This window comes from Burkholderia sp. SIMBA_062, from assembly GCF_046534765.1.
GTDB lineage: Bacteria > Pseudomonadota > Gammaproteobacteria > Burkholderiales > Burkholderiaceae > Burkholderia > Burkholderia ambifaria.
Genome location: NZ_JAWRYD010000009.1, coordinates 219,723 through 241,610, shown reverse-complemented (window position 1 = coordinate 241,610; position 21,888 = coordinate 219,723). Strand labels below are relative to the sequence as shown.

Sequence of the window (21,888 nt, the reverse complement as noted above, 5' to 3'; positions counted from 1 at the left end):
GCGGGCGCGGCCGCTCAGGCGCCGTTGATCCAGCGCGCCGCGTACAGCAGCAACGCGACGAACACGATGATCGCCGCCCACGCCCAGACGGGCAGCGGGCCGGATTCGCGATGATGAACGGCGCTCGCGGCGCGGCCGCTCAGCGCACTGCCGAGGTGCGACGGCAGCGGACGCTTCGCCGCGGCCATCAGCGACGCGGGCCGCAGGAACACATGCTGGCGACGCGGCGGGCTCGCGCGCGCGCGGTTCGGCACGAGGCCGTGCTTCGCCTGCACGACCGCGCAGAATTCGCGGAAGAAATCGTCGGTCCACTCGTGCAGCGCATTCTCGATCTGCCGCGCCGGCAGCTCGGCGAGCGGCCCGCTCGCCGTCGCCCACATCACGTATTCGATGCGCGTCGCGGCCTCGTCGTCGTCCGGCAGCAGCACGAGCTCGACCTGCCCGCGCAGCGCGCCGAGGCCGTCGGCCCGCGCCTTGAAGTTGAGCACGCGGCGCGGCTGCCCTTCCGCGTCGCCCTGTTCGCTCGCCGAGTGCGCACGCACGTCGTAGCGCGCACGCAGCGGGCCGAGCGGGACCGTGATCGTCAGCGCGAACTCGCCGTGCGCGAGCTTCGCGAACGATTCGCAATGGTCGAAGCTCGCCCGCAGCAACGCGAGATCCTCCAGTGCCTCCCGCACGACAGCCGGCGCGAGCGGTACGCGTAACGTGTCGGTCAGTTCCATGATGCCTCCCCGATGTACCTACGCCGTATCAGGACGTCTCGATGAGATTGTCGACCCGTGCGACATCGAAGGCGACGTAGTGCGCGAGCGCGGACGCGGTCTCCCCCGGTTCTTCGTAACTCCACGCGGCGTTCTCGATCACGCCGTCTTCGGTCTGCAGGTGGAAATACACGGCCTGGCCCCTCAGCGGACACGCCGTCGTGACGCTCGACTTCACCAGCCGGTGCATGTTGACGTCGCCGCGCGGCAGGTAATGGATGTCCGGCAGGCCCGTTTCGCGCACGGTCAGTGCGCCGTGCGAATCGGCGTACGTGATGCCGCGATGAATCACGCGCACGCGATGGCGGTTCGGCACGATTTCTAGGCGAGGGTCGGCGGCATCGGACATCGTTTCTTCTCCGGGCGGCGGCCCCGGCGGGCAAGCCGGGTGCAGGAAACGAAAAAGCCACGGCACAGGGGCCGTGGCTCTCATTATGGGCGAAACTGCATCCGATTGCGCGACCGCGCCGGGCCCGCGATTCGCTACTGCGTATTCCACCGGAACGCGGCCTTCGCGCCGCCCTTCGCACCGACCGTGACCGCGCGCGATTCGTCGCTGCCCTGGTACGACGCGTGAACGGTGTAGCGCCCCGGCGGCAGCTTCACGAGCATGTACGGGCCGCGCGCGTCCGTCTTCAGCAATTCGGTGCCCTTGGCGTCGACGATCCGCACATGGACGTCGGCCAGGAATTCGCCGCCCGCGCCGGTGAAGCGCAGCGCCAGCGGCCACGCCGCTTCGCTTTGCTCGAATGCCGTCGATTGATCCTTGCCGATGCCGCCCGACACGTAGCTGACATCGCCCTGCTGGCTCGCCGCGGGCAAGCCGTCCGATTGCGCGTAGGCGCCGGGCGCGGCGCCGGCGAGGCCGGCGGCCAGCGCCGCGGCGGCGGCAAATCGGGACACGTTGCGTAGATATTGCATGGCTCTCTCCTTTCGGGTCGGAACACAGCACCACGGGGCCGAACGCCGGCAGCGCCCGCGAGGGCCGGCGAGGCCGGCCCGCAACGGCCGCCGGTCAGCTCAGGTCGACCGGCACGAAGATCTGTGCATTATCGCGCTGAATCAGGAGAGCAAGACTGTTGCCCGCTCCCTTGACCGCATCGCGCAATTGCTCGGCGTTCGTGACCGGGCGGCCGTTGACCGCGAGAATCACGTCGCCAGGCTGGATGCCTGCGCTGGCTGCCGGGCCGCCGGCCTGCTGCACGATCAGCCCGTGCGACAGGTTGGCGGCGCTGCGCTCCTGCGGCGTGAGCGGTCGCACCGCGACGCCGAGGCGGCCCTGCTCGACCGGGCCGCCGTCGTTCGACGCCAGCTTCGCGTCGGTCATCGCGCCGAGCGTCACGCTGATCGACTTCTTCGCCTTGTCGCGCCACACCTGCAGGTCGGCCTTCGAACCCGGCTTCAGGTTCGCGATCTGCGCAGGCAGCGACGTGGAGTCGGCCACCGGCGAGCCGTTCACCCCCAGGATCACGTCGCCCGGCTGCAGGCCCGCCTTCGCGGCCGGGCCGTTCGGGTCGACCGAGCTGACGAGCGCGCCGTCCGGCTTCTGCAGTCCGAACGAGCTCGCGAGCGTCTGGTTCAGCCCCTGCACGGCGACGCCGAGGCGGCCGCGGCTCACGTGGCCCGTCTTCACGAGCTCGTCCTTGACCTTGATCGCCTCGTTGATCGGGATCGCGAACGACAGGCCCTGGAAGCCGCCCGTCTGCGAGTAGATCATCGAGTTGATGCCGATCACCTCGCCCTGCAGGTTGAACAGCGGGCCGCCCGAGTTGCCGGGGTTCACCGGCACGTCGGTCTGGATGAACGGCGTGTAGTTCTCGTCGGGCAGCGCGCGCGATTTCGCGCTGATGATGCCGGACGTGACCGTGTTGTCGAAGCCGTACGGCGAGCCGATCGCGACGACCCACTGGCCGACCTTGCTCTGGCCCGGATCGCCGATCTTCACGGTCGGCAGGCCGCTCGCGTCGATCTTCAGCACCGCGACGTCGGACTGCTTGTCGGAGCCGACGACCTTCGCCTTGTACTCGCGCTTGTCGGTCAGCTTGACCGTGACGACGTTCGCGCCGTCGATCACGTGCGCGTTGGTGAGGATGTACCCGTCGGCGCTGACGATGAATCCCGAACCGAGGCTCGCGCTCGGCTGGTCGTCCGGCTGCGCGTCGCCGCCCATGCCCGGCACCTGGCCGTAGAAGTGCTTGAAGAACTGGTAGAACGGATCGCTCGGATCCATCGGCAGCTGCGGCTGCTGCACCCGTCGCGACACCTGCTTCACGACGTGCTTCGCGCTGATGTTCACGACCGCCGGGCCGTAGGTTTCGACCAGCCCGGAGAAATCGGGAATGCCGGTCTTCGCCGCGGCTTCGGCCGGCATCAGCGCAGCGGCCTGCGCGGGCGTGATGATCTGCGGATCGGCGCGGCGGGTGCCCGCGACATAGCCGGCGGACAGGGCGGCCGCCACGGCGACCGCGACGGCGCCGCGCGCAAGGAATCGAGTGTTCATCGTAGGACCTCCTCTTTGTTAGGACGCAGCGTAACGACCCTGACTTAAAGGAGGCTTAATCGACCTCGAGCGAGGCCTGGCGCGTGTTCACGCCGATGACGGGCGGGCGCCGGCGCCCGCGCCGCGCGGCGCCGTGCATCATGCGGATTCGGCAGCCTGCGCCGGCATCTCGGCGTCGCGGAACACGACGCTCACGAGCAGGCCGCCGGCGGCCGCGTCGCCGAGCGACACCGTCGCGCCCTGCTGCGCCGCCACGCGCTTGACGATCGCGAGCCCGAGCCCGCTGCCCGACACGTCGGCGCGCGCCCGCGCGGAGCTGTCGCGGTAGAAGCGGTCGAACACGCGCTCGCGCTCGTCGGCCGGGATGCCAGGCCCGCTGTCGCCGATCTGCACGCACGCGCGGCCGGCCGCGTCGCGCGTCAGCGACACGTCGATGCGGCCGCCGTCGGGGGTGTACTTCACCGCGTTGTCGAGCAGGTTGCCGAACATCACGCGCAGCGCGCCGACATCCGCGACGACGGTCGCCGCGCGGGTCTCCTCGAAGCCGAGATCGATGTGGTGACGCTGCGCGAGCGGTGCATGCGCGGCCACGCATTCGACGAGCAGCGCCTGCAGGTCGACCGGCTCGCGCATCGTCGCGCCATCCGGTTCGGCACGCGCGAGCGCGAGCAGTTGCTCGGTGAGACGCGTCGCGCGCGACACGCCGTCCTGGAGATCCGCGATCGCCTCGCGACGCGAGGTATCGTCCTTCGCGCGGGCGACGAGCTGCGCCTGGATCTGCACGGCCGCGAGCGGCGTGCGCAGCTCGTGCGCGGCATCGGCGACAAAGGCCTTCTGCGTGTCGAGCGCCGCCGACAGCCGCGCGAGCAGCCTGTTCAGCGCGCGCACGAGCGGCTGCACCTCAAGCGGCAGGCCCGCATCGCGCAATGGATCGAGCGCTTCCGGCCGGCGCGCCTCGACCGCGCGCGTCACGCGGGCGAGCGGCGCGAGCCCGCGCCCGACGATCATCCAGACCGCCGCACCGAGGAACGGCAGCAGCACGATCAGCGGCCACAGCGTGCGCAGCGCGACGTTCGCCGCGAGCCGGTTGCGCACCGACAGCGGCTGCGCGAGCTGCACGACGTTGTCGCCGACGATCGCGCCGTACACGCGCCATTCGCCGCGATCGGTGCGCTCGGTCGAGAAGCCGAGTTCCGCGCGCGGCGCGATCGGCGCACGCGGATGCGAGAAGTACATCAGCACGCCGTTGCGGTTCCAGATCTGGATCACGATGCCTTCGTCGCCGTTGGTGCGCGAACCGAACACCTGCGAGAACGGCTCGGACGGCAGCGCCGCGGCGATTTCCTGCAGCTGGTAGTCGAACAGCTCGTTCGCTTCGGCGAGCGCCTGCCGGTAGATCAGCCAGCCCGCGAGGCCCACGCCCGCGACGACGATCGCGAGCAGCCAGATCAGCAATTGATGACGAATCGACCTCACGCGTCAGCTTTCCTTGACGACCATGTAGCCGAGCCCGCGCACGTTGCGGATCAGGTCCGAACCGAGCTTCTTGCGCAGCGCGTGGATGTAGACCTCGACCGTGTTGCTGCCGATCTCCTCGCCCCAGCCGTACATCTTCTCCTCGAGCTGGCTCTTCGACAGCACCGCGCCGGGCCGCGCCAGCAGCGCCTGGAGCAGCGCGAACTCGCGCGCGGACAGCGCGACCGGCGCGCCGTCGAGCGTCACCTGGTGCGACGCGGGATCGAGCGTCAGCGCGCCGTGGCGGATCAGCGACTCGCTGCGCCCCGCCTGGCGGCGGATCAGCGCGCGCATCCGCGCGCCCAGTTCGTCGAGGTCGAACGGCTTGACGAGGTAGTCGTCGGCGCCCGCGTCGAGCCCCTTCACGCGATCGGCGACCGCATCGCGCGCGGTGACGATCAGCACCGGCAGCGACTGCCCGCGCGCACGCAGCGTGCGCAGCACGTCGATGCCGTCGCGCTTCGGCAGGCCGAGATCGAGCAGCAGCAGGTCGTACGCCTCGCCGCCGAGCGCGGTGAGCGCGGCGTCGCCGTCCTGCACCCAGTCGACCGCGAAGCCGTCGGCGCGCAAGGCCTTGCGTACGCCTTCGGCAATCATTCGATCGTCTTCAACAAGGAGAATCCGCATCGGAACCGGAGCCCATGGGGCGAGTCAACATGGCGACCATTGTAGCGCCGCGAATCGCGTGCGCCGCCTGCAATGCAACAGAAAGGCGGATTGCAAGGGGCGTGTGCGCACTTGTCTCTACAATGTGCGCTCCGGCGCCCCGCGCGCCCTGCCCGAACCCCTGCATTTCCCGTATTCGCCCATGCCGATTTCCGATCTCTCCGCCCGGTTCGCACCCCGCGCCCGCGTCTGCGCCCGCGTCTGCCTGCGTGCGGCCGCCGTCGTCGCCACCTGCACGGCCCTTGCGTTCGCACCTTCCGCGCAGGCCCGCAAGAAGCTCCACAAGGAAGCGCGCAAGACCGCCGTCGTGTCGCCCGCCGCGCGCGCGGCCGGCCTGCCGGCGTCCGTGCTGGTCGCGCTGCAGCGCGCGAAGGTGCCGGCATCGGCGATGAGCGTCGTCGTCGAGCGCGTCGGCGATCCCGAGCCGCTGATCGAATGGAACGCGAGCCGGCCAATGCTGCCGGCGTCGACGATGAAGCTCGTCACGACCTTCTCGGGCCTGTCGATCCTCGGCCCCGACTTCCGCTGGCGCACCACCGCGTATGCGGACGGCCCGGTCGATCCGGACGGCACGCTGGAGGGCAACCTGTACATCAAGGGCAACGGCGATCCGAAGCTCGTGCCCGAGGAGCTGATCGATCTCGTCGACAAGCTCCGCAAGGCGGGCATCAAGCGCGTGAGCGGCGGCCTCGTGCTCGACAAGAGCTATTTCGCCGCGTCGACGCGCGACCTGCCGTCGTTCGACGACGACGTGAGCGCACCGTACAACGTCGGCCCGGATCCGCTGCTGTATGCGTTCAAGGCCGTGTCGTTCACGGTGACGCCGGGCGACGACGGCAAGGTCGCCGTCGATGTGCTGCCGCCGCTCGCCAATCTGTCGATCGACAACCAGCTGTACGAAGGCAGCGGATCGTGCGGCGCGGCTGCCGCGGCCGCGCGTCCGACGCTGTCGTCCGGCAGCGGGATCATGACCGCGTCGTTCGCCGGCGACTATCCGCTGCGCTGCGGCGCGCGCACGACCAATCTCGCGATCCTCGATCACACGACGTTCTTCGCGCGCGGCTTCCTCGCGCTGTGGCAACAGGACGGCGGCACGATCGCGGGACCGGTCAGCGAAGGCAAGGTGCCGACCACCGCGCGCCCGCTCGCCGTCCATCACAGCCCGGTGCTCGGCAGCATCGTCTACGACATCAACAAGTTCAGCAACAACGTGATGGCGCGCAACCTGTTCCTGACGATCGGCGCGGTCGCCGGCAAGCCGCCCGCGACACCCGAGCAGTCGAGCCGCGCGATTCACGCGTTCCTGCAGAAGAGCGGGATCGCGATGCCCGACCTCGCGCTCGAGAACGGCTCGGGCCTGTCGCGCGACGAGCACGTGAGCGCGTTGTCGCTCGCCGCGCTGCTGCAGGCCGCGAACGCGAGCCCGGTCGCGCAGGCGTTCGTCGATTCGCTGCCGGTCGCCGGCATCGACGGCACGATGAAGAACCGCCTGACCAACGCCGGCGTGCTCGGCAACGCGCACATCAAGACGGGCACGCTGCGCGACGTGCGCGCGATCGCAGGCTACGTCGCGGGCGCGGACGGCCAGAGCTACGTCGTCGTCAGTTTCATCAACGACGATCACGCGGAAGCCGCGCGGGCCGCGCACGACACGCTGCTCGAATGGATCTACGCGGGCGCGCACTGACGACGCGCGCGCCGCGACGCCGCGCACCCGCGCAGCGCCCGCGCGCTGCGCCACAAAACGGGGCCGCACCGCGCGGCCCCGTTGCACATGGTTTCCGTAGAAACCCTGTCCTCAGAGGGAACCCTCTACGCTGCCCTCTCGCCTAGCGCGTGGCGATTGCGTAGGCTGTTGGCCTGACCGATATCTACAACGGGCCATGGGCCCGGCCTCACGGCTTGCAGGGGAAAGGAGGAGACACGTCCATGCGATTCGACGTCGAATTGCTTCTGCTCGCGCTGGCGCCCGTCTTCCTGCTCTGCATCGCGTGGGAGGCCTGGCACCTCGCCCGCACGCGTGCGCAGGACACTGTCTATGCGTGGCGCGACACGCTGTGCAACGCGGCGCTCGCGCTGATGCACCAGGGCGCCGACAAGCTCGCGTGGCTGTTCGTGATCCCCGTTTATGCGTACTGCTACGCACATTTCCGGCTGTTCACGTGGCACGACGGCTGGCTGTCGTTCGCCGTGCTGTTCATCGGCCAGGACTTCCTCTACTACGTGTTCCATCGCGCGAGCCATCGCGTGCGCTGGCTGTGGGCCGCGCACGTCGTGCACCACTCGTCCGAGCGGATGAATTTCTCGACCGCGTTCCGGCAGAGCCTGATGTATCCCGTCGCGGGCATGTGGGCGTTCTGGCTGCCGCTCGCGTTCGTCGGCTTTCCGCCGCAGCAGATCGTCGGCGTCGTGCTGATCAACCTCGCATTCCAGTTCTTCGTGCACACGCAGGCGATCGGCAAGCTCGGCTGGCTCGAATACGTGCTCAACACGCCGTCGATCCATCGTGCGCACCATGCCCGCAACCCGCGCTACATCGACCGCAATTACGCAGGTGTGCTCGTGATCTGGGATCGCCTGTTCGGCAGCTACGTCGAGGAGTCGCCCGACGATCCGCCGCGATATGGAATCGTCGAGCCGCTCGGCTCGAACAACCCGCTCGTCGCGACGTTCCACGAGTGGGTATCGATGGCGGCCGACGCGTTGCGCATCGACGGATGGCGCAACAAGCTGCGCGCGATTTTCGGCCCGCCCGAATGGGCGAGCGCTTATCATGCGCAGATTGCAGAGGCCGCGAACCAGGATCCGCGCGCCGTGCCGCTTGCGGCTGCGCGTGACCAATAAACCGTTTCAGCCAACGGCCGCCGCGCAGCCCGAAACCGGGCAGGCACGCGGCAGATGAGAAACACATCAGGCCATATCTACGAGGAGATAGAACGATGCAATCACGACAACACGCACCTTCGCGCCACCGTCAACGCCTGCTGCGCACCGCACAGGTCGCGATCGCGGGCGCCGCGCTCGCGCTGCTCGCCGCGTGCGGCGGCGGTGACGACAACAACAACAGCGCGTCGAACACGCCGCCGTCCGGCGTGAAAATGCAGATCGTGTCGTTCGGCGACAGCCTGTCGGACGTCGGTACCTACTCGCAGATCAAGCTCGGCTTCGGCGGCGGCCGCTTCACGACCAACCCCGGCCAGGTGTGGACGCAGGACGTCGCGCAGTACTACGGCGACACGCTGCAGCCCGCGAACCAGGGCGGCTTCGGCATTCCGCTGCAGGCCACGGGCGCCCTCGGCTACGCGCAGGGCGGCTCGCGCGTGACGCTGCAGCCGGGCATCGGCCACGCGGCCTCGAGCGTGCCGAACGCCGACTACGCGCAGGCCACGACGACGCCGATCGCCGATCAGGTCAAGCAGTACCTGACGCAGCACGGCAGCTTCAACGCCGGCCAGATCGTGCTGATCAACGGCGGCGCGAACGACATCTTCTATCAGGCGCAGGTCGCGCAGGCGCAAGGCAACACACCGGCCGCGCAACTCGCGGCCGCGCAGGCAATCGGGCTGGCCGCGCAGCAGCTCGGCGGCATCGTCCAGCAGATCGTCGCGGCCGGCGCGTCGCACGTGTTCGTCGCGAACGTGCCGGACATCGGCACCACGCCGCTCGCGCTGCAGGGCGGCACGCAGGCCGCGTTCACGCAACTGTCGGGGCTCTTCAACCAGACGCTGGTCGGCACGCTCGCCGCACTGAAGGTCGACCCGAAGAAGTACGCGGTGGTCGATGCGTTCACGTGGCAGGACGGCATCGCGGCCAACTATCAGGCGAACGGCTTCAGCGTGTCGAACACCGACACCGGCTGCAACCTGAAGGCGATGGTGGCGGCGGCGACCCAGTATGGCGTCGCCGATGCGACCGCCTTCGGCTCGTCGCTGTTCTGCTCGCCGCAGACCTACACGACCGCCAACGCGGACCAGACTTACATGTTCGCCGACCTGGTGCACCCGACGACGCACCTGCACGCGCTGTTCGCGCAGTACGTCGAGAAGCAGATCGCGGCAACGGGCGTCGGCAAGTAAGCCTCCCGCCACGCGCTCAAACGAAAACGCCCGACCGGTTCGCCGGTCGGGCGTTTTTTATGCCGGATCGGATGCGCGACGCTGCGTCAGTCGCGCGCTTCGAATGCCGCGGCCGCGCGACCGAGACGATCGTTGACCGCGATCCACTCGACGGTCTCGGGCAGCTTCTCGACGAGGATGCGTGCGACCTGCGCGCGGTCGAGCGCGCGCAGCATGCCGTACAGGTCGCGCGCATACGCCTGCGGATCTTCCGGCGCCGCGACGAAATGCACGCCGTCGGCCTGCGCCCAGCGTCCCGCGCGCGACGCGCGTGCGACGAGCGCGACGCGTTCGCCGTCCGTCTGCGCGGCCGCGAGCAGCGGCTCGAGCGCATCGAACGGCATGAGCGCGAGCGGCGTGCGCGGCGCGTAATGCGCCTTCAGCGTGCCGGACGCGCGCGGCGCGGTCGCGTCGCCGCCGTCGGGCAGGCGCGGCGCGCGGCCGAGCACGTCGGCGATCTGCCGCGGCGTCACGTGGCCCGGACGCAGCAGCGCCGGGAAGCCGCGCGACAGGTCGAGGATCGTCGATTCGATGCCGACTTCGGACGCGCCGCCGTCGAGCACGTGCACCGTGTCGCCGAATTCGTCGCGCACGTGCTGAGCGGTGGTCGGGCTCACATGGCCGAAGCGGTTCGCGGACGGCGCGGCGACGCCGCCGTGGCCGCCGCGCCGCGCGCTGAACGCGGCCAGCAGCGCCTGCGCGACCGGATGCGACGGACAGCGCAGGCCGACCGAATCCTGCCCGCCGCTCACGGCGTCCGGAATGCGCGCATGGCGCTTCAGGATCAGCGTCAGCGGGCCCGGCCAGAATGCATCGATCAGCGCCTGCGCATCGGCCGGCAGGTCGTCGGCCCAGTAGCCCGGATCGCCGCCGGGCGGCAGATGCACGATCACCGGATGGTTCGCTGGGCGCCCTTTCGCCGCGTAGATGCGCGCGACGGCTTCGGGATTCGCCGCGTCGCCGCCGAGCCCGTACACGGTTTCGGTCGGGAACGCGACGAGTTGCCCCGCGTCGAGCAGCGCGGCGGCCGCGTCGATCTGCGCGCGCGTCACGGAGTTCGGGAGATCGATGGACATCGGCTGGCGCTCAGTCGAGCGGCACGCGCAGCAGCTGCGCACACGCGGTGGCGGCGGCGACGGCGTCGTCGCGCGTCTCGGCCGTGAAGTTCACGTGGCCCATCTTGCGACCGACGCGCGCTTCTTCCTTGCCGTACAGATGCAGGTGCGCGGCCGGCATCGCGGCGACCGTGTCCCACGGCGGCGTGACGGCCTCGGCCGCTCCGCCGGAGCCGGTCGCACCGTTCGGGAACCACACGTCGCCGAGGATGTTCAGCATCGCGGCCGGCGAATGCTGGCGCGGGTTGCCGAGCGGCATGCGCGTCATCGCGCGCACCTGCTGCTCGAACTGGCTCGTTGCGCACGCATCGACCGTGTAGTGGCCGGAGTTGTGCGGGCGCGGCGCCATTTCGTTCGCGACGAACGACCCGTCTTCCAGCACGAAGAATTCGACGCACAGCACGCCGACGTAGCCGAGCGTATCGGCGATCCGGACGGCCGCCTGCTGCGCCTCTTCGACACGCGCGGCATCGGCGGCCGGCGCCGGCACGATGGTCAGCGCGAGGATGCCGTCGTGATGCACGTTCTGCGCGAGCGGGAAGGCGGCCGAGCGGCCGTCCGCGCCGCGCGCGATCAGCGCCGACACTTCATACTTCAGCGGCAGGCGCTTTTCGAGCACGCACGGCACGCCGTTGAGCGCCGCATGCGCATCGCGCGCTTCCCGCGCGGTGCTCACGCGCACCTGGCCCTTGCCGTCGTAGCCGAGGCGCGCCGTCTTCAGGATGCCCGGCAGCACCGCGTCGAGCGCGGCATCGTCGAGCGCGGCCAGTGCCGCCGCCGATTCGATCACGACGTGCGGCGCGACCGGCACGCCGGAGGCCTCGATGAAACGCTTCTCCGCGATCCGGTCCTGCGCGACCGCGACGCAGCGGCCGGCCGGCGCGACGAACGTCGTGCGCGCGAGGAAGTCGAGGCTCGCGGCCGGCACGTTCTCGAATTCCGTCGACACGGCTTCGCACAGTGCGGCCAGCTCGGCGAGCGCGGCTTCGTCGTCGTAGGCCGCGCGCAGGTGGCGGTCGGCGACCGCGCCGGCCGGGCTCGCCGGATCGGGATCGAGCACGGCGACGCGATAGCCCATCGACTGGGCGGCAAAGCAGAACATGCGGCCGAGCTGGCCGCCGCCGACCATGCCCAGCCACGCGCCGGGCAGGATCGGGGAAACGGAATCAGGAGTTGCGGTCATGTCAGTGGTCGGTCGCGGCGGGCGCTGCCCGCCGCTGTGAGGAAAGTCAGGCGGCCGCTGGAATGGCGGTGCGGCCACCGGTGCGCCGTCACGCCAGCGGCGGCAGCACCATTGCGTGCGCGGCTTCGTTCTGGCGCACGCGGAACGCGGCGAGCCGGTTCGCGTAGTCGGCCGACGTGCCGGACAGGATCGACACCGCGAACAGCGCCGCGTTCGCGGCGCCGGCCTCGCCGATCGCGAACGTCGCGACCGGCACGCCCTTCGGCATCTGCACGATCGAGTGCAGCGAATCGACGCCCTTCAGGTACTTGCTCGCGACCGGCACGCCGAGCACCGGCACCGTGGTTTTCGCGGCCAGCATGCCGGGCAGGTGCGCGGCGCCGCCGGCGCCCGCGATGATCGCGCGCAGCCCGCGCTCGCGCGCCTTCTCCGCATAGTCGAACATCTCGTCGGGCATCCGGTGCGCGGACACGACCTTCGCTTCGTACGGCACGCCGAATTCCTGCAGGATCGCGACCGCGTTCTTCATCACGTCCCAGTCGGAACTCGAACCCATCAGCACGCCGACGAGCGGCGCGCTGTGCGTGTGGGCGGTCTGGACTTCACTCATTTTCTCTGTCCTTGTCGACCCGAGTTAGCGCTTCAGCGCTTACTCGGGTCCCATGCAAAGCTCGCTCAGGCGAGCGGCTGGCCGGTGATGCGCTCGAGCGCTTCCTGGTACTTCGCGGCCGTCTTCTCGACGACGTCGGCCGGCAGCGCCGGCGCCGGCGCGGTCTTGCCCCACGGCTGCGTCTCGAGCCAGTCGCGCACGAACTGCTTGTCGAACGACGGCGGGTTGGTGCCGACCTGGTACTGGTCGGCCGGCCAGAAGCGCGACGAATCGGCCGTCAGCACTTCGTCCATCAGGTACAGCTTGCCGTGATTGTCGAGGCCGAATTCGAACTTCGTGTCGGCGATGATGATGCCGCGCGTCGCCGCGTAGTCGGCCGCTTCCTTGTACAGGCGGATCGAGATGTCGCGAATCGTCGCGGCCAGCTCGGTGCCGATGCGGCGCTCGGTTTCCTCGAACGTGATGTTCTCGTCGTGCTCGCCCAGCTCGGCCTTCGCGGCCGGCGTGAAGATCGGCTCGGGCAGCTTCTGCGCGTTCTGCAGGCCTTCCGGCAGCTGCACGCCGCACACGGCGCCCGACGCCTGGTATTCCTTCCAGCCGCTGCCGGCCAGGTAGCCGCGCACAACCGCTTCGATCATGATCGGCTCGAGGCGCTTGACGACCACGCCGCGGCCCTTGACCTGCTCGACCTCGTCGGCCGCGACCACCGCTTCCGGCGCGTCGCCCGTCAGGTGGTTCGGCACGATGTGCGCGAGCTTGTCGAACCAGAAGTTCGCCATCTGGTTCAGCACGCGGCCCTTGTTCGGAATCGGCTCGCCCATGATCACGTCGAATGCCGACAGGCGATCGGTCGTGACGATCAGGAGCTTGTCGTTGCCGACCGCGTAGTTATCGCGGACCTTGCCGCGACCGAGGAGCGGCAGCGAGCGGAGCGTGGATTCGTAAAGGGTAGACATCGTCTTTTCGCAGATAAGGAGCCAAACAAAAAGGGAAACGCCGTTCCCCGCGGCAGGCGGGAACGGCGGTCTTGCAATGCGTCGGCGAACCGGCGGGCGATCGCGCCCGCCGGTTGCCGGCCGGCCCTCGTTCGGCCGGACGGAACGGCTGCCGGGGCCGGATCAAATCCGGCATCGGGCAGCCGGCCCCAGCCTTTCGGCGGGGGCAATCGTACTACAGTCTCAGCGTACGACCTGCGCGAGCGCGCCGGACTTATACTGTTCGGCGATCTTGTCGAGCGACACCGGCTTGATCTTCGCGGCCTGGCCTTCGCAGCCGAACGCGAGGTAGCGGTCGACGCACACCTTCTTCGCCGCTTCGCGCGCGGGCTTCAGGTAGTCGCGCGGATCGAACTTGCCCGGGTTCTCGAACAGGTAGCGGCGGATCGCGCCGGTGATCGCGAGACGCAGGTCGGTGTCGATGTTGATCTTGCGCACGCCGTGCTTGATGCCTTCCTGGATTTCCTCGACCGGCACGCCGTAGGTTTCCTTCATGTCGCCGCCGAACTGGCGGATTTCTTCCAGCAGCTCCTGCGGCACCGACGACGAACCGTGCATCACCAGGTGCGTGTTCGGGATGCGTGCGTGGATTTCCTTGATGCGCTGGATCGACAGGATGTCGCCCGTCGGCTTCTTCGAGAACTTGTACGCGCCGTGCGACGTGCCGATCGCGATCGCGAGCGCGTCACATTGCGTGAGCTTCACGAAGTCGGCCGCCTGCTCCGGATCGGTCAGCAGCTGCTCGCGGGTCATCGTGCCTTCCGCGCCGTGGCCGTCTTCCTTGTCGCCCTTCATCGTCTCGAGCGAGCCGAGCACGCCGAGCTCGGCTTCGACCGTCACGCCGATCGAGTGCGCCATCTCGACGACCTTGCGCGACACGTCGACGTTGTACTCGTACGAGGCGACCGTCTTGCCGTCGGCTTCGAGCGAACCGTCCATCATCACGCTGGTGAAGCCGCTGCGGATCGCGCCCATGCAGACTGCCGGCGACTGGCCGTGATCCTGGTGCATCACGACCGGGATGTGCGGATACGACTCGACCGCCGCTTCGATCAGGTGGCGCAGGAACGGCTCGCCCGCGTACTTACGCGCGCCGGCCGATGCCTGCATGATCACGGGCGCGCCGACCTGATCCGCCGCCGCCATGATCGCCTGGACCTGCTCCAGGTTGTTCACATTGAAGGCCGGCAGGCCGTAACCGTGCTCTGCCGCGTGGTCCAGCAATTGACGCATTGATACGAGAGGCATTGTGGAACTCCTTGGAATGAAAACCGGTGCGCCCTGACGCCGGCGCGGCGCTCGCTCCGGTTCGAACCGGGGGCACGGCGCGGCTGAGCGTCGAATAGCGGCATTTTATCGCGAAGCGCCTCCGATTCCGACCGCCCGGTGGCGCGTACTCGCAATTTGTTACCTTCGCACGGCACAATGCGGGCAAAAAACAGAAAAAAAGCCGCGCGGGGTATCGGACCCCGCACGGCTTTCGTCTATAAACGGTGCCCGATCAGTTCGGGCGGCAGGTGCTCAAGGTCGGCGTTCAATAATGCTCGCCGACCCGCACGATCTTCAGCGTGTTGGTGCCGCCCGCCTGCCCCATCGGCTCGCCGACGGTCAGCACGACCATGTCGCCGTGCTGCACGTAACCCTGCTTGACGACGATCTCGAGCGCCGCCTGCAGCGCCGAGTCGCGGTCGCTGTTGAAGTCGACGTGCAGCGGCGTCACGTTGCGGTACAGCGCCATCGTGCGCTCGCTGCCGACGCGCGGCGTCAGCGCGAAGATCGGTACGTGCGTGTAGTGACGCGACATCCACAGCGCCGTTGCGCCCGATTCGGTCAGCGCGATGATCGCCTTGGCGCCCAGGTGATAGGCAGTGAACAGCGCGCCCATCGCGATCGACTGGTCGATCCGCGTGAACGTGCGGTCGAGAAAATCCTTGTCCAGTTCGACGTGCTCGGACTTTTCCGCCTCGACGCACACGGCCGCCATCGTCTCGATCGTGACGACCGGGTACTTGCCGGCGGCCGTCTCGGCCGACAGCATCACCGCGTCGGTGCCGTCGAGCACCGCGTTCGCGACGTCCGACACTTCCGCGCGGGTCGGCACGGGCGCGAGGATCATCGACTCCATCATCTGCGTCGCGGTGATCACGAGCTTGTTCGACTCGCGCGCCATCCGGATCATCCGCTTCTGCAGCGCCGGCACGGCCGCGTTGCCGACTTCCACCGCGAGGTCGCCGCGCGCGACCATGATGCCGTCGGACGCGTCGAGGATGCTCTGCAGCGCCGGAATCGCCTCCGCGCGCTCGATCTTCGCGATCATCTTCGGCTTGATGCCGTAAGGCGCGCCCGCGATGTTCGCCAGTTGGCGCGCCATTTCCATGTCGGTCGCGTTCTTCGGGAACGACACCGCGACGAGATCCGCGCCGAGCGACATCGCCGTGCGGATGTCCTCCATGTCCTTCGCGGTCAGCGCGGGCGCCGACAGGCCGCCGCCCTGGCGGTTGATCCCCTTGTTGTTCGACAGCTCGCCGCCCACCTTGACGACCGTGTGGATCTCGTCGCCGAGCACGCGCTCGACGGTCAGCACGATCAGGCCGTCGTTCAGCAGCAGCAGGTCGCCCGGCTTCAGGTCACGCGGCAGTTCCTTGTAGTCGAGGCCGACGCGCTCGTCGTTGCCGAGCTCGCAGGTCGCGTCGAGGATGAAGGCCTGGCCCGGCACGAGCGTCGTCTTGCCGTTCTCGAACTTGCCGACGCGGATCTTCGGGCCCTGGAGGTCGGCCATGATCGCGATCTCGCGGCCGACCTTGCGGGCGGCCTCGCGAACCATCTCGGCGCGCTGGCGGTGATCGTCGGCCGTGCCGTGCGAAAAATTGAGCCGCACGACGTCGAGGCCCGCCTGCATCATCTGCAGCAGAATCTCCGGCGAACTGGAAGCCGGGCCGATCGTGGCGACTATCTTGGTGGCGCGCTGCATGAAACTCCTCATCTGGATCAAGGTGGATGCGCTGGGTGAAACGCTGCGAGAGCCGGAATCGGCGAGCCCAGCGGCGGCCGTTCCGGGGAGCGTGCCGGTGCTTGCGCCCGGCATCGCTTTGTTCTGAATCTCGTGGTGCTGCACGGCCGCGTCGCCGGCGGCCGCCGGTGCGCGCGGGGCTGAGTTCGCCCGCGCGGGCGCGCGTTTGCGCTTGCCCGCGCCGGCCGGCTGCTCCGCTTTAGCGGAGCGCGCGGCCCTGGTCACCCCTGCGCGCGCCGCCACGCTCAGGCCGCCCGCGTTTCGAGCACTTCCACCGCCGGCAGCTTCTTCCCCTCGAGGAATTCGAGGAAGGCGCCGCCGCCGGTCGAGATATAGCTGACCTGGTCGTGGATGCCGTACTTCGCGATGGCCGCGAGCGTGTCGCCGCCGCCCGCGATCGAGAACGCGGACGATTTGGCGATCGCTTCGGCGAGCGTCCTGGTGCCGTTGCCGAACTGGTCGAACTCGAACACGCCGACCGGGCCGTTCCACACGATCGTGCCGGCCTTCTCGAGCTGGCTGGCGAGCGCCTTGGCCGTATCCGGGCCGATGTCGAGGATCATGTCGTCCGCTTCGATGTCGGCGACCTGCTTCACCGTGGCCGCGGCCGTCGGCGAGAATTCCTTGGCCGTCACGACGTCGGACGGGATCGGCACCGACGCGCCGCGCTCGCGCGCTTCGTCGATGATCGCCTTCGCTTCGGCGACGAGATCGGCTTCCGCCAGCGACTTGCCGATCGACAGGCCGGCCGCGAGCATGAACGTGTTCGCGATGCCGCCGCCGACGATCAGCTGGTCGACCTTCCCGGCGAGCGACTTGAGAATGGTCAGCTTGGTCGACACCTTCGAACCGGCGACGATCGCCACCAGCGGGCGGGCCGGGTTGCCGAGCGCCTTGCCGAGCGCGTCGAGTTCGGCGGCCAGCAGCGGGCCCGCGCACGCGATGGGCGCGTACTTCGCGATCCCGTGGGTGGTCGCTTCCGCGCGGTGCGCGGTGCCGAACGCGTCGTTCACGTACACGTCGCAGAGCTTCGCCATCTTCTGGGCGAGCTCGTCCGAGTTCTTCTTCTCGCCCTTGTTCACGCGGCAGTTCTCGAGCAGCACGACCTGGCCCGGCGCGACGTTCACGCCGTTCTCGACCCAGTTCGCGACCAGCGGCACGTCGCGACCGAGCAGTTCGGCGAGGCGCTTCGCGACCGGCGCGAGCGAGTCTTCCGGCTTGAGTTCGCCTTCGGTCGGACGACCGAGGTGCGACGTGACCATCACGGCCGCGCCGGCGTCGAGCGCGGCCTGGATGGCCGGCACGGACGCGCGCACGCGCGTGTCTTCGGTGATGTTGCCGTGATCGTCCTGCGGGACGTTCAGGTCGGCACGGATGAACACCCGCTTGCCGGCGAGCTGGCCGGCGGCGATCAGGTCGGTAAGACGCTTGACTTGGCTCATGTTGAACAGATTGAAGTAGTGGATGGGGAAAGGGGGTTCACGCTGGACGTGCGCGGGCAGCCGCGAAAGGGCGCCGGATGCGGCCGTGGCTGGCGGTTCGCATGACGCGCACGGGTAAAAATCTCGAACGGGCATTCTAGCCGATCCATCCGGCAGACTGACCCGTGCGGCGGCGAATTCCGCCTATTTGGGATCGAACGCGGCCACCGGCACATTGCCGCAACGCAGCAATGCGCGTGCGCACGCGGCCGATGGCCGGCCGGCCGGCGCGGCGATCCGTCAGAAGATCAGGCGCAGCACGGTGAAGACCAGCATCCCGATCACGATCGTGCCGAGCATGCTGCGCCGCCACAAAAACCAGCCGAGGCCGGCGAGCGCCGCGTAGAACGGGTGATTGGACAGCGTGAACGACAGCCCGGCCGGCGTTTCGAGCACGTCGGGCAGCACGACCGCGACGAGCGCGGCGGCCGGCGCGTAGCGCAGCGCGCGCTGCGCGCGCTCGGGCAGCACGGTGCGTTCGCCGCCGAGCAGGAACAGCGCGCGCGTGACGGCCGTGACGATCGTCATCCCGACGATCACGATCCAGATTTCCGTGGCGCTCATTCGATTTCCTTCTCGTGCACGGTTTCGGTGCGGATGCGGCGCCAGTCGGCGCGTTCGACGAAGAAGTCGGCCGTGCAGCCGGCCGCCAGCGCGGCCAGCACCGCGATCGGCAGCGCGAGCCGGTACGGCAGGTCGAACGCGATCAGCGACACGATGCCCGCGACCGCGACGGCGGCGAGCGTCGAGCGGTTCGCGACCGCCGACACCATGATCGGGATCAGCGCGAGCGTGCCGGCCAGCTCCAGCCCCCAGCTCGCGGGAAAGACGCTCGCGAGCAGGATGCCGGCGAGCGACGACACCTGCCACGACAGCCAGCTCGCGAGCGCCATCCCCCAGAAGTAGGCTTCCTTGCCCGGCACGTGGCCGTACGCGAAGCCCTGTTTCTGGAACAGCAGGTAGATCACGTCGCCGTTGAAATAGCCGATCGCGAGGCGCCGCCACAGCGGCAGGTAGGAAAAATGGGGAGCAAGGCCGGCGCTGAAGATCACGAAGCGCATGTTGACCATCGCGGCCGTGAGCAGGATCGTCCAGATCGGCAGCTTCGCGACGAGGAGCGGCAGCACCGCGAGCTGCGACGAGCCCGCGTAGACCAGGATCGACATCGCGCTCGCCTGCCCGAGCGTCATCACCGATTTGCTCATCGCGACGCCGGTCACGAGCCCCCACGAGAGAATCGCCATCAGTGTCGGGGAATAGTCGCGCGCGCCCTGGATCAGCGCGAAGCGGTCGGTGGCGGACAATCGAGCGAGCATCGGAAAGCGGGCCGCGGCGGGCGGTTCGTGCGGGCTCCGGCGTCTCCTGCCGGCACGGCCCGTCGTTATTGGAATCGGTACCGGACGATTATAGCGCCGGCCCTGCGCCGACCGACCGGCTCGACACCAAATGACGCTAAAATAAGCGTCTTTCCGGCTCAATGCTGCACGCAAGCCGCTGTACCCAATTGCTTCACAGGAGAATCCCATGTCACTGGCCGACCGCGACGGCAAGATCTGGATGGACGGCAAGCTGATCGACTGGCGCGACGCCCAGATCCACGTCCTGACCCATACGCTGCACTACGGCATGGGCGTCTTCGAAGGCGTGCGCGCGTACCGGACGGCCGACGGCAGCACCGCGATCTTCCGCCTGCCCGAGCACACCAAACGTCTGCTGAATTCGGCGAAGATCTTCCAGATGGACGTGCCGTTCGACCGGGAAACCCTCGTAGCCGCGCAGCTCGAAGTCGTGCGCGAGAACAAGCTCGAGTCGGGCTACCTGCGCCCGATCATCTGGGTCGGCTCGGAAAAGCTCGGCGTGTCCGCGAGGGGCAACACGATCCACGTCGCGATCGCCGCGTGGCCGTGGGGCGCGTACCTCGGCGAGGACGGCCTCGCGAAGGGCATCCGCGTGAAGACGTCGTCGTTCACGCGCCACCACGTGAACGTGTCGATGGTGCGCGCGAAGGCGTCGGGCTGGTACGTGAATTCGATCCTCGCGAACCAGGAAGCGACCGCCGACGGCTACGACGAAGCGCTGCTGCTCGACGTCGACGGCTACGTGTCGGAGGGCTCCGGCGAGAACTTCTTCCTGGTGAACAACGGCAAGCTGTACACGCCCGACCTGTCGTCGTGCCTCGACGGCATCACGCGCGACACGATCATCACGCTCGCGAAGGACGCAGGCATCGCGGTGATCGAGAAGCGCATCACGCGCGACGAGGTCTACACGGCCGACGAAGCGTTCTTCACGGGCACGGCCGCCGAAGTCACGCCGATCCGCGAACTCGACAACCGCACGATCGGCAGCGGCGCGCGCGGCCCCGTGACGGAAAAGCTCCAGTCGGCGTTTTTCGATATCGTGTCGGGCAAGAACGCGAAGTACGCGCACTGGCTGACGAAGGTCTGAGCGCGCCGCGCCACCGACCGCCCCACCAAAGAGTGATAAGAGAAAGTCTCATGAGTGAAATCAAGGAAATGCCGCTGGTCGAACTGACGGCCAAGGATCTCCCCGCCTACTGCCCGAACCCGGCCATGGCGCGCTGGAGCGCGCACCCGCGGGTGTTCATCGACGTCTCGCACGGCGAGGCGCGCTGCCCGTACTGCGGCACGCGCTACAAGCTGCGTGACGGCGAGGTGGTCAAGGGACATTGAGCCCGCCCGGGCCCGCGGGCCCGCCGCACGCGAGGCGGCGCAGCCGGAACTCCGGCGCGCCGCCCTTTTCCTGTTCTGACAACCCGAACGCGGTGCATGCGCGCCGTGCTTCATTACGACATCGGAAGTCGACCTGATGCGTCGAGCGCTGGTTATCGCACCGAATTGGATCGGTGACGCATTGATGGCGCAGCCGCTTTTCGCGCTGCTGAAAAAAATCCATCCCCGCATCGCGATCGATGCCGTCGCGCCCACCTGGGTCGCGCCCGTGCTCGAGCGGATGCCCGAGATCCACGATGTCTACGCAACCGACCTCGCGCACGGCAAGCTGCAGGTGCTGCGCCGCTGGCAGCTCGCGAGCGACCTGCGCGACGTCGGCTACGACGCGGCGTACGTGCTGCCGAATTCGCTGAAGTCCGCGGTGATCCCGTGGCTCGCGAACATTCCGCTGCGGATTGGCTACACGGGCGAGCACCGCTACGGCCTGCTCAACGTGCGGCACGCGAACCCCGACAAATCGGCCGAGCGAGCGCCGATGACGACCCACTACGCGGCGCTCGCGTATGCGCCGGGCGCGAAGCTGCCCGAGTCGATGAAGATGCTGCCCCCGCCGCGCCTCGATGCCGACCTGAACGAGACGGCGCGCGTATCCGCGCGTTTCAATCTCGATACGCGCAAGCCGCTCGTCGTGTTCTGCCCCGGCGCGGAATACGGCCCGGCCAAGCGTTGGCCGCCCGAGCATTTCGCGACGCTCGCGACGATCGTCCACCAGTCGTTCCCGTATACGCAAATCGTCGCGCTCGGCTCGCAGAAGGACGCCGCCGCCGCGCAGGCGATCGCCGACCACGCGCCGAACGTGCGCAACCTGTGCGGGCAGACGTCGCTGTCCGAGGCGTGCGCGCTGATCGCGCGCGCGAACGCGGTCGTGACCAACGATTCCGGGCTGATGCACGTCGCCGCCGCGCTGCGACGGCCGCTCGTCGCGTTGTACGGATCGACCGATCCGCGCCACACCCCTCCGCTGTCGGACCTGGCGAAGGTACAATGGCTTCATCTCGAATGCAGTCCCTGCTTCGAACGCGAGTGCCCGCTCGGCCATCTGAATTGCCTGCGCGAACTCGGTCCCGAGCAGGTATTCGGCGATTTGCGCGGCATGCTCGTCGGGCAGCGCTGACCCTGACCGGCAGCGTCGCACGGCGCGCCGGGCAATCCGATTCACCGGTGCACGGCGGCTCCACCCGGGC

22 protein-coding genes are annotated in these 21,888 nt (G+C 68.7%); 7 read left to right on the top strand and 15 right to left on the bottom strand.

All coding sequences use genetic code 11. The annotated features are described in order from the left end of the window. Nucleotides 1-14: 14 nt before the first annotated feature. From SB786_RS12590 to SB786_RS12565, 6 genes are all read right to left on the bottom strand, one after another. Nucleotides 15-722 (bottom strand): CoxG family protein, encoded by a 708-nt coding sequence (locus SB786_RS12590; protein WP_410727735.1) that lies wholly within the window; start codon nucleotides 720-722, stop codon nucleotides 15-17. Nucleotides 723-750: 28 nt separating this feature from the next. After that, nucleotides 751-1,110, bottom strand: coding sequence for a DUF427 domain-containing protein (locus SB786_RS12585; RefSeq protein ID WP_410727734.1), 360 nt, complete (start codon nucleotides 1,108-1,110; stop codon nucleotides 751-753). A gap of 134 nt (nucleotides 1,111-1,244) precedes the next feature. Beyond that, nucleotides 1,245-1,682: a carboxypeptidase-like regulatory domain-containing protein gene (locus tag SB786_RS12580; RefSeq protein WP_410727733.1), complete on the bottom strand. Its 438-nt coding sequence runs from the start codon at nucleotides 1,680-1,682 to the stop codon at nucleotides 1,245-1,247. A gap of 94 nt (nucleotides 1,683-1,776) precedes the next feature. Further along, nucleotides 1,777-3,261, bottom strand: coding sequence for a DegQ family serine endoprotease (locus SB786_RS12575; protein WP_410727732.1), 1,485 nt, complete (start codon nucleotides 3,259-3,261; stop codon nucleotides 1,777-1,779). Nucleotides 3,262-3,399: 138 nt separating this feature from the next. Then, on the bottom strand, nucleotides 3,400-4,737 hold the full coding sequence (locus SB786_RS12570; RefSeq protein ID WP_410727731.1) for an ATP-binding protein: 1,338 nt from the start codon (nucleotides 4,735-4,737) through the stop codon (nucleotides 3,400-3,402). 3 nt (nucleotides 4,738-4,740) lie between these two features. Then, complete coding sequence (locus SB786_RS12565) at nucleotides 4,741-5,403, bottom strand: response regulator (RefSeq protein WP_034177105.1); 663 nt, start codon at nucleotides 5,401-5,403, stop codon at nucleotides 4,741-4,743. A 181-nt stretch (nucleotides 5,404-5,584) separates the two neighbouring features. Here SB786_RS12565 and dacB point away from each other — a divergent pair, with 181 nt between their 5' ends. The 3 genes from dacB to SB786_RS12550 all read left to right on the top strand — a co-directional run bounded on the left by dacB (nucleotide 5,585) and on the right by SB786_RS12550 (nucleotide 9,518). Then, nucleotides 5,585-7,129, top strand: a complete 1,545-nt coding sequence (dacB, locus tag SB786_RS12560; protein ID WP_410727730.1) for a D-alanyl-D-alanine carboxypeptidase/D-alanyl-D-alanine-endopeptidase — start codon at nucleotides 5,585-5,587, stop codon at nucleotides 7,127-7,129. A 242-nt stretch (nucleotides 7,130-7,371) separates the two neighbouring features. Next, nucleotides 7,372-8,286 carry a sterol desaturase family protein gene (locus SB786_RS12555; protein WP_410727729.1) on the top strand — a complete coding sequence of 305 codons (915 nt, stop codon included), beginning with the start codon at nucleotides 7,372-7,374 and terminating at the stop codon, nucleotides 8,284-8,286. 95 nt (nucleotides 8,287-8,381) lie between these two features. Beyond that, nucleotides 8,382-9,518 carry an SGNH/GDSL hydrolase family protein gene (locus SB786_RS12550; RefSeq protein WP_410727728.1) on the top strand — a complete coding sequence of 379 codons (1,137 nt, stop codon included), beginning with the start codon at nucleotides 8,382-8,384 and terminating at the stop codon, nucleotides 9,516-9,518. Nucleotides 9,519-9,604: 86 nt separating this feature from the next. On the opposite strand, the gene SB786_RS12545 is transcribed toward SB786_RS12550, so the two are convergent. The 6 genes from SB786_RS12545 to pyk form a co-directional block, all read right to left on the bottom strand. Then, nucleotides 9,605-10,633 (bottom strand): L-threonylcarbamoyladenylate synthase, encoded by a 1,029-nt coding sequence (locus tag SB786_RS12545; protein ID WP_175703029.1) that lies wholly within the window; start codon nucleotides 10,631-10,633, stop codon nucleotides 9,605-9,607. 10 nt (nucleotides 10,634-10,643) lie between these two features. Further along, a complete protein-coding gene (locus tag SB786_RS12540) occupies nucleotides 10,644-11,855 on the bottom strand; it encodes a 5-(carboxyamino)imidazole ribonucleotide synthase (RefSeq protein WP_410727727.1) in 1,212 nt (403 codons plus the stop codon). 88 nt (nucleotides 11,856-11,943) lie between these two features. Continuing rightward, nucleotides 11,944-12,465, bottom strand: a complete 522-nt coding sequence (purE, locus tag SB786_RS12535; RefSeq protein ID WP_121859466.1) for a 5-(carboxyamino)imidazole ribonucleotide mutase — start codon at nucleotides 12,463-12,465, stop codon at nucleotides 11,944-11,946. Between the two features lie 65 nt (nucleotides 12,466-12,530). Beyond that, a complete protein-coding gene (locus SB786_RS12530; RefSeq protein WP_006749977.1) occupies nucleotides 12,531-13,421 on the bottom strand; it encodes a phosphoribosylaminoimidazolesuccinocarboxamide synthase in 891 nt (296 codons plus the stop codon). Nucleotides 13,422-13,643: 222 nt separating this feature from the next. Next, entirely contained in the window at nucleotides 13,644-14,708 is a 1,065-nt protein-coding gene (gene fba / locus SB786_RS12525; protein ID WP_011657813.1) for a class II fructose-bisphosphate aldolase, read from the bottom strand. 286 nt (nucleotides 14,709-14,994) lie between these two features. Next, a complete protein-coding gene (gene pyk, locus SB786_RS12520) occupies nucleotides 14,995-16,431 on the bottom strand; it encodes a pyruvate kinase (protein ID WP_006762010.1) in 1,437 nt (478 codons plus the stop codon). Here pyk and SB786_RS12515 point away from each other — a divergent pair. Further along, the gene (locus tag SB786_RS12515; RefSeq protein ID WP_260428264.1) at nucleotides 16,430-16,558 is read left to right on the top strand and encodes a hypothetical protein; all 129 of its coding nucleotides are present in this window, start codon (nucleotides 16,430-16,432) and stop codon (nucleotides 16,556-16,558) included. The two genes, pyk and SB786_RS12515, sit on opposite strands and share 2 nt — an antisense overlap. 157 nt (nucleotides 16,559-16,715) lie before the next feature. On the opposite strand, the gene SB786_RS12510 is transcribed toward SB786_RS12515, so the two are convergent. The 3 genes from SB786_RS12510 to SB786_RS12500 all read right to left on the bottom strand — a co-directional run bounded on the left by SB786_RS12510 (nucleotide 16,716) and on the right by SB786_RS12500 (nucleotide 19,267). Next, nucleotides 16,716-17,912, bottom strand: coding sequence for a phosphoglycerate kinase (locus SB786_RS12510; protein WP_410727726.1), 1,197 nt, complete (start codon nucleotides 17,910-17,912; stop codon nucleotides 16,716-16,718). 279 nt (nucleotides 17,913-18,191) lie between these two features. Next, nucleotides 18,192-18,515 (bottom strand): AzlD domain-containing protein, encoded by a 324-nt coding sequence (locus SB786_RS12505; protein WP_410727724.1) that lies wholly within the window; start codon nucleotides 18,513-18,515, stop codon nucleotides 18,192-18,194. Then, nucleotides 18,512-19,267 carry an AzlC family ABC transporter permease gene (locus tag SB786_RS12500; RefSeq protein WP_006761762.1) on the bottom strand — a complete coding sequence of 252 codons (756 nt, stop codon included), beginning with the start codon at nucleotides 19,265-19,267 and terminating at the stop codon, nucleotides 18,512-18,514. Before SB786_RS12500 ends, SB786_RS12505 begins: the two co-directional genes overlap by 4 nt. 208 nt (nucleotides 19,268-19,475) lie before the next feature. Between SB786_RS12500 and SB786_RS12495 the strand changes: the two genes are divergently transcribed. From SB786_RS12495 to waaF, 3 genes are all read left to right on the top strand, one after another. Beyond that, on the top strand, nucleotides 19,476-20,399 hold the full coding sequence (locus SB786_RS12495) for a branched-chain amino acid transaminase (protein ID WP_410727723.1): 924 nt from the start codon (nucleotides 19,476-19,478) through the stop codon (nucleotides 20,397-20,399). 50 nt (nucleotides 20,400-20,449) lie between these two features. Further along, the gene (locus SB786_RS12490; RefSeq protein ID WP_006749970.1) at nucleotides 20,450-20,644 is read left to right on the top strand and encodes a zinc-finger domain-containing protein; all 195 of its coding nucleotides are present in this window, start codon (nucleotides 20,450-20,452) and stop codon (nucleotides 20,642-20,644) included. A 136-nt stretch (nucleotides 20,645-20,780) separates the two neighbouring features. Next, nucleotides 20,781-21,818 carry a lipopolysaccharide heptosyltransferase II gene (gene waaF, locus SB786_RS12485; RefSeq protein WP_410727722.1) on the top strand — a complete coding sequence of 346 codons (1,038 nt, stop codon included), beginning with the start codon at nucleotides 20,781-20,783 and terminating at the stop codon, nucleotides 21,816-21,818. The last annotated feature ends 70 nt before the right edge of the window (nucleotides 21,819-21,888 follow it).